This window comes from Gottfriedia sp. NPDC056225 (genome assembly GCF_042267765.1).
Classification (GTDB): Bacteria; Bacillota; Bacilli; order Bacillales; family Bacillaceae_G; genus Gottfriedia.
The window spans coordinates 1-6,554 of record NZ_JBHJTJ010000096.1 but is presented as its reverse complement, the minus strand read 5'-3'; the positions used below and the strand labels follow the sequence as shown (position 1 = coordinate 6,554).

Genomic DNA, 6,554 nt, shown 5'->3' with positions numbered 1-6,554 from the left:
TGTTAATATTTTCACAAGTTAGTAAATTTTACCTACTATTTAATTACTGATTATTAGGAGTATTTATCATGAAAAAATAAACAATTCCAAGAGGTACATTAATTTCACTATTTCCAGTAGGAGGAAATCCATCAAGTCCTGCATTCTATTAATGTTACTAGGTTATTATTACTAATTTTGACAATTTATTACATTTAATAAGTTGCAGTTTATGAAAAAATGAAGTGAAGGTGCATACAGATAAAAGTCAAAATAAAGGAATTTTAATGATTGCAGCATCTGGAAATCAAGGCAAAAGTTTTCTTGAATATCCAGCTTCCTCCCAGTTTGTAATAGGTGTTGGAGCAGTGGACTCGAATGGGAAAAAATGGGTGTATTCAAATTACGGGGATGAATTAGATTTTGTGTTACCTGGGGTGTTTTATGAATCAGGAAAAGCTTTAAACAAGGTACTTCGTATGCGGCTGGAGCTATGACTGGAATAGTAAGTAGATTGTTAGAGGAATTCCATGATCTTACCCCTTCGAAGGTATACACTAAATTAATTGAAATGACAAATAATAAAAATGATTTTAATAAATTTATGGGTCACGGAATACCTACATTTCGTAAAAGTTCGGGGGAATAATAATGATATTAACAGTCTTAGTTATAATTTTATTACTTATTCTGGGGAACGTAGTTTTTAAAATTCTCCCTTGGAAGTATATTAGTGCACTATTTGGAATTATTGTATTGCTATTAATAGGTTTTTTCATTGTTGAGCGTACTTCTATTTTAGTAAAAAATACACTACTAGAAAGTACTTCACTAAAAAGTGAGGGATTGAATGAAATTAAGATTGATAAACAAGTTACACCTGAACTAATGGTAGATCTAAAAAGTAAATATGGTAGAAAAGTTAAACACACAGATATGGCAGTAATACTTACTGTTGAAAATGATAGAAACTATCAATTTAAGAAATTATATATAGGAACTAAAAACAATAAAATTAATAGTATTGTTTCTGAAGATCCTAAACTAAAAACTAATAAAGGTATTGGAATAGGAGATGATAAATCTACTATTATAAATAAGTACGGTAATAACTACATTCACTCCCTTGAAGAAATTGGAGAAACGATAACTTATCTTGATAAAGAGAGAAATGTAAAATTGACTTTCATAATTTATAAAGAGAAAGTATTTCAAATTATTCTAACTAAATATTAAATCAAGGAGATTAGATAAGATCTAAATTTTAAATTTATATGGGTAGTATTCTTATTGTTAATTTAAAAAGGAGTGAGACATTTGAAGAAAAACTGTTATTTTCTTCAACTAGAGCTAAATTGTAAAAATCATATGATTCTCGCTATAAATGAAGATACAAAAGAAGCTAGAAGCTTAATTGGTTATATGGTGTTAGAAGATGTTAATCGTCCAGGCACACCTAATGATTTTAAAGATTTACATCCTGTATTTTTAAAAGACTGGGATGATGATAGAAACCTTATTTTTGCGAGAATTTATACTTTTGATAGTATAACAGAGGAAAAAATAGATACATTAATAGAACTTGCAGAAACGTTTATTGAGTTTAAACCAAGTGTAAATCATAAGGTGAATTTTTATGTATCAAAAGAAGTTTCTAAGCTATTTGAAAAGTGTTGGGAAAAAGATATGAATATGATTCCTGTTTATCAATGGTTGATCGATGCTAATAGTGAAAATCCAATAAGTTTAGAAAACTTAAAAATGGATTCATTAAATCATCTATCACAAGACGAGTAAAAAATGAATGATGTTTAAATGAATAGTGGACACTGAAAAAGTCCATAAAATATAAATAGCGAAGGCTTTCTCGAGATTACCCGAGGAAGCCTTCGCTATTTTCTTGATTATTTAAGTGCATGTGATTGTGATTTAGGTGATTTTATAAAATAGCAATCATATTTATAATAGAAAACAAAGCATACTCAAACCTTGAGTAGGTTTATTCAAATTAGTTAATTTTACCTAAATAAATCTGATAAGTATTCACTATAATCTCAACAATCTTATATGTTAAAATGATAATTAGATTAAGAAATATTTAATATACATCTTTGAAATTTACTAAAAATCTGAGCTAGTGGAACTCAGCAAATGTCTAAAATTTACTATTAAACTAGTAGATTTTTTACTAAATTTTTATTTAACTATTGATAGTCTAATATAATTAAATTATTATTAAAATTAGGTTTCAATTGTTACGGAATAATAGATTGGGGTGTTTAATAATGAAAAAACTAGTAATTGGTATTCTCGCTTTTGGTCTTATTCAAAGTTATTCGTTTATTTCAACTAATGATGTTAGTGCAGCTGCGAAAGAATATAAAAACTGTAAAGAAATCAATGCAAAGTATAAGGGTGGAATTGCTCGTAGCTCTTCTGTTAAGAATAAAGGCGGTAAAACTAAATATAAACCTTATGTGTCAAAAGCTTTATATGACGCTAATAAGAAAAGCGATCGAGATCATGATTTTATTGCATGTGAAAGATAAGTTACGAAATAAAAAAGATAGCTTCCAGTACGGAAACTATCTTTTTTTATGGTTAAGAAAAATCACTTTATTAAAGTTAGGAGATTTTTTAATTGAAAAAGAAAATATTAAGTATCGTATTAACTAGTGCTTTATTAGCAGGAATTGCTTACCAATTTAAACCTACTGATACGAAAGCTGCTACTAAAAATTTAAATTTACATTTTATTGACGTTGGTCAGGGTGATGCAATTTATATAAAAACGCCAAATGGGGACGATATTGTTATTGATGGCGGAAATAAAGCTAAAGGTGATATTGTCGTAGATTACTTAAAGAAACAAAAGGTTAAAGATATTGAAGTCATGATTTCTACACATCCTGATGCAGACCATGTAGGTGGGTTAGATGAAGTACTTGAAGCTTTTAAAGTAAAAAGTGTTTATGCGCCAAATGTATCGAATAATACTCAAGCATTTAAACAATTTTTGACTGCAGTTAAAAACGAAAAGTTAAAAATTAAGCCAGTTACTGCTGGAGTTAAATTAAATTTAAAAGGTGTTTCTGCGGAATTTGTTGGTCCTGTAAAATCGTATTCGAAATCTGATCTTAATGATTGGAGTGCAGTGTTAAAACTTGTATATAATAAAAATAGTTTCTTATTTACTGGAGACGCTGAGTCTAAATCTGAACAAGATATGATTAAGTCTAAAAAGGACTTGAAGGCAGATGTGTTAAAAGTAGGTCATCACGGTGCGAAAACATCAAGTAGTCAAGCATTTTTAGATAAGGTGAAACCTAAAATTGCAGTTATTGGTGTCGGTGCAAATAATCGATATGGCCATCCAACAAATGATACACTTAATCGCTTAAAGAAATATAAAACAAAAGTTTACCGTACAGATAAAAATGGCAGCGTAGTCGTAACAAGTGATGGTAAAAAAATTACGGTTAAAACGGAGAAAAAATAAGATGAAAATTACTGGAATAGTTGACCGATTTGAGGGAGAACTTGTAGTCGTTGAATTAGAAGATGGTTCAACAACTGATTATCCTAAAAAGATGTTTCCAAAATCAGTTTCTCCTGGAGATGCAGTTTATATGACAAAAGGAAATTTCGAAATCGACAAGGGCAAAACGAAGGCGTTAAAAAAAGAAATAGACGACTTAATGGATGAACTATTCGAGAAATAAAATGAGCATTTTAATGATTGGGGTCTTCATAGAAGATCCTTTTTTTATTTAGCATGAAACTAATTAAAATATAACACAGTCATTTATTAGAAATTATAGGAAGATGTTACAATATATGGAACGTTTGCTTATATAAAATAAAAAATCCGGCTCAAACCAAAGAACCGGATTCCTCAAGACTGCTTAATCTCCAATCTACGCGCAACCAACGACAAAACATAATTAACAACAAAATACATCAACGAAACAATCACCATAACAGGGATCACATAAGATTCCCTCTGCGCATAAATAATCTGCCCATTATGCAATAAATCCGGCAATGCAATCACAACAGCCAACGATTATCTTTCAGTAAAGAAATAAACTGGCTAACAAACGGCGGAGCCATTCTTCTCAATGCTTGAGGCAATTCGCAATTCTAATTATATATTTAGCTATGGCTCAATTTACAACTTTCAAACTAAAATTTTCGCAACTTATATTATTAGCAACTTAAAGGGTTAAGTATTCTTTAATTAGCAAAAATGCCAATATTTTAGATGGAACAGTACTATATTTTATCATTGCGGTCTTTAAATTTTAAAGACCGTATTTTTATTTCCGAAATCTTCAATTTTTTTTCACATATTTAAGGATTTTAATAGAATAACATATGTTAATATTTTCACAAGTTAGTAAATTTTACTAAAAGTTTTACTTAATTTTTAATTACTAATAAATAAGGAGTGATAATCATGAGTCCTTAAAGTAAAAATTTTTAAATTAAATTCAAAAACATGGAGGAGAAGAAATTGAGAGAAACTAAAAAATTAATGATTCTCGTATTTGCATTTTTTTCAATATTTCTAGTAGGAGCAAATCAATCTAGTGCTGCAAAAAAAGTTATCACTGTAACAAGTAAATATAAAAGTGCAGCTGGTATAACTGTAGCAACTCATTTATCAACAACTACTTTTTCTTATGATGGTTCTAAGTTATTCTCACCAAAGGCAGTAGACACAGATTATTGGACTGCACCACTTAATGGGGTAACTAGTACTAGTGCGAAATGGGATTGGTATAATTCTACATCGGGTAGGTCAAATAGTCTGGTTAAATTTTATTTTGGTGTACCAACACCATGGGGGGGAATTGGTAGTAACTATTCTAGCCGGATCTACACAGATGTTTATAGTAACGGTAGTTTTGATTATTAAAAAGTACGGAGGATAGTTTAAAAATGAAAGGAATTGAATCAAAGAATTTAATTTTTAATTTTCCAAATAAGAATATTTATAGGGGGATGAGTTTTTATGCTCATTCCTCTAGTATTACATATTTGGTAGGGGAAAATGGAGTTGGTAAAACAACTTGGATTAAGTTGGCCACTGGCAGATTAGTACCCAATGGAGGATCAATTTTATTTGATGGAAAACCGTTTCGTTATATACGTAATCAAATATCAGTTGTTTTGGATGAACCGCCTATTTATGGAAATTTGAATGGATATGAAAATCTGATTGCACTGTCGGGGATAAGAAAACTAGATGAAGAGATGAAAGTAGAGTTAGAGGAAAAATTTCAATTAGATAGATTTCTAATGAAAAAAAAGGCCCATTATTTTTCTTTAGGTCAAAGACATCGTTTAGCCGTTGCAATAGCTTTAGTAAGAAATCCTAGGTTTTTAATCTTAGATGAACCAACAATTGGACTGGATCCCATTTCATGGAATTTAATTAAAACTCAACTTCAACATTTGGCTAAAAGTGGTGTAACAATCATCCTAACAGGTCATGATTTTGAACAAATTAGCAAAATTGCAGATAAGATAGTTATTTTAAATAAAGGAAAAACAATTTACGAAGATAGCGTTTTGAATTTTAATTCAACTACAAATAAGTATTTAGAATTATTAGTTGATAAAATTGATACCGTTACAGATATGTTTCCGCTAACTCAAAAAAAGATAATTGATCATAAAGTATTTTTACGAATCCCACTAGTGGATGAAAATAGTACTAGTTTAATTTTAAAAAATATTCACGATCGTAAAGTAAATATTTATGATTTGAAAGTTATTTCACCATCACTAAAAGAAATATATATGCAAATTCTTCAAGAAAGTAAGAATGATTAAGGAGTAAAGAGTTGATGTTAAATAACATTTTAATTGATTATAGGATCTTTAAAAAAAATAAGACAATATGGTTTTTATTATCAGTGCTTATATTGTTAATAATTTATAGTATGATTTTTTCCTACAATAATGTTGAACGATTGGATAGACAGATAAATAATGCCATTTCAAATAATAGTATTGAGGAAATTGATATTTCTCAACCGTTAAATTTGTTAAATGAATTTATTAAAGGAATTCAACCGATAGGGATAATAAATAATAATTTAATCATAATAACGATGGTTGGATCAATTATATTTGGAATGATAGGATCGATAATTGTTGGATATGAGTTTAAGTATAGGACAATGCAGATTCGAGCAAGTCACTTTGGCTGGTCTCAAACAATAACTGGTAAATTAATTATTCTATTTTTATTATCAGTATTGTTAGTTATATTTGTTACTATATTAAGTTTTATTGAAGGTAAATTCATAATATATTGGGCCAATAAGAATTTATATCATACTGAAAAGCTTGAAACAGATTTAATTAATATAAATATATTTTCTCAATTAATTACAGCTGTTTGTTCACTCAATTTTTATGGAACACTTGGTTTATTGTTTTCTCTTATTACTAGAAGTACGTTAATTGGAGGAGTAATCTCATTTTCAATTCCATATTTAGAGGGATTCTTTTCAAATCTTTCAATCGAAAAATTTTTTCCAACTTCATGGATTGGAAAACTA

At 28.8% G+C, this 6,554-nt stretch carries 9 protein-coding genes and 1 pseudogene; 9 read left to right on the top strand and 1 reads right to left on the bottom strand.

From position 1 onward, the window contains the following. Positions 1-224: 224 nt before the first annotated feature. From ACFCYN_RS24750 to ACFCYN_RS24720, 6 genes are all read left to right on the top strand, one after another. A complete protein-coding gene (locus tag ACFCYN_RS24750) occupies positions 225-476 on the top strand; it encodes a S8 family serine peptidase (RefSeq protein ID WP_375952673.1) in 252 nt (83 codons plus the stop codon). 154 nt (positions 477-630) lie between these two features. Then, positions 631-1,215 (top strand): hypothetical protein, encoded by a 585-nt coding sequence (locus tag ACFCYN_RS24740; RefSeq protein WP_172443695.1) that lies wholly within the window; start codon positions 631-633, stop codon positions 1,213-1,215. An 81-nt stretch (positions 1,216-1,296) separates the two neighbouring features. Beyond that, positions 1,297-1,776: a hypothetical protein gene (locus tag ACFCYN_RS24735; RefSeq protein WP_172443696.1), complete on the top strand. Its 480-nt coding sequence runs from the start codon at positions 1,297-1,299 to the stop codon at positions 1,774-1,776. 488 nt (positions 1,777-2,264) lie between these two features. Beyond that, the gene (locus ACFCYN_RS24730) at positions 2,265-2,528 is read left to right on the top strand and encodes an excalibur calcium-binding domain-containing protein (RefSeq protein WP_172443697.1); all 264 of its coding nucleotides are present in this window, start codon (positions 2,265-2,267) and stop codon (positions 2,526-2,528) included. A 92-nt stretch (positions 2,529-2,620) separates the two neighbouring features. Further along, on the top strand, positions 2,621-3,478 hold the full coding sequence (locus ACFCYN_RS24725; RefSeq protein WP_375952665.1) for a ComEC/Rec2 family competence protein: 858 nt from the start codon (positions 2,621-2,623) through the stop codon (positions 3,476-3,478). Position 3,479: 1 nt separating this feature from the next. After that, complete coding sequence (locus ACFCYN_RS24720; RefSeq protein WP_375952663.1) at positions 3,480-3,701, top strand: DUF3006 domain-containing protein; 222 nt, start codon at positions 3,480-3,482, stop codon at positions 3,699-3,701. A 173-nt stretch (positions 3,702-3,874) separates the two neighbouring features. Here ACFCYN_RS24720 and ACFCYN_RS24715 read toward each other — a convergent pair. Beyond that, positions 3,875-4,113, bottom strand: a pseudogene (locus tag ACFCYN_RS24715) (amino acid ABC transporter permease); the annotation flags it as partial. A 382-nt stretch (positions 4,114-4,495) separates the two neighbouring features. On the opposite strand from ACFCYN_RS24715, the gene ACFCYN_RS24710 reads away from it, so the two are divergent. The 3 genes from ACFCYN_RS24710 to ACFCYN_RS24700 all read left to right on the top strand — a co-directional run. Continuing rightward, the gene (locus ACFCYN_RS24710; RefSeq protein WP_375952660.1) at positions 4,496-4,900 is read left to right on the top strand and encodes a hypothetical protein; all 405 of its coding nucleotides are present in this window, start codon (positions 4,496-4,498) and stop codon (positions 4,898-4,900) included. A gap of 86 nt (positions 4,901-4,986) precedes the next feature. Continuing rightward, positions 4,987-5,820 (top strand): ATP-binding cassette domain-containing protein, encoded by an 834-nt coding sequence (locus tag ACFCYN_RS24705; RefSeq protein ID WP_375952658.1) that lies wholly within the window; start codon positions 4,987-4,989, stop codon positions 5,818-5,820. A 14-nt stretch (positions 5,821-5,834) separates the two neighbouring features. Next, on the top strand, positions 5,835-6,554 hold a 720-nt coding region (locus tag ACFCYN_RS24700), incomplete at its 3' end, for a hypothetical protein (RefSeq protein WP_375952655.1).

Excerpts from the sequence above, each read along its gene's own strand:
- ACFCYN_RS24740 (WP_172443695.1), top strand. The coding sequence starts at position 631 with ATGATATTAACAGTCTTAGTTATAATTTTATTACTTATTCTGGGGAAC.
- ACFCYN_RS24720 (WP_375952663.1), top strand. The coding sequence starts at position 3,480 with ATGAAAATTACTGGAATAGTTGACCGATTTGAGGGAGAACTTGTAGTC.
- ACFCYN_RS24705 (WP_375952658.1), top strand. The coding sequence starts at position 4,987 with ATGAGTTTTTATGCTCATTCCTCTAGTATTACATATTTGGTAGGGGAA.
- ACFCYN_RS24730 (WP_172443697.1), top strand. The coding sequence starts at position 2,265 with ATGAAAAAACTAGTAATTGGTATTCTCGCTTTTGGTCTTATTCAAAGT.